Source organism: Bradyrhizobium sp. LeoB3, assembly GCF_055456055.1.
Window position 1 is genome coordinate 1 of sequence record NZ_JBVBEF010000407.1, and the last position, 349, is coordinate 349.

The following is a 349-nucleotide window of genomic DNA, read 5'->3' on the forward strand; positions in this document are numbered from 1 at the left end:
TTGAGCGCCGCATCCGCGTGGAGCTGGAGCTGCGACATGTTGGGGATGACGCCGAGCTCGGTGGTCTCGGCCGCGCCGACGACGGCAACCTGGTTCCTGCGCATCGCTTTAACCCTTCGCCGGACGGAACAAGGGAAGCGTGATCTTGTCGTCGAGCTTCTCGAATGCGACTTCCAACTTCATGTCGAGCTCGAGCGCTTCCGGCGTCTGCGGGCAGTCGATGATGTTGCTCATCATGCGCGGGCCCTCGTCGAGTTCGACCACCGCAATGGCGTAAGGCGGCGTGAAGCCGGGCGCAGCGGGACGGTGATTGATGACGTAGCTGTAGAGTGTGCCCTTGCCGCTCGCC

At 63.6% G+C, this 349-nt stretch carries 1 protein-coding gene; it reads right to left on the reverse strand.

Features of this window, described 5'->3' with window-relative positions; translation table 11 throughout:
• Positions 1-108: 108 nt before the first annotated feature.
• A partial coding sequence (locus tag ACZXDY_RS46525; protein WP_464350106.1) for a Zn-ribbon domain-containing OB-fold protein occupies positions 109-349 on the reverse strand: 241 nt, incomplete at its 5' end.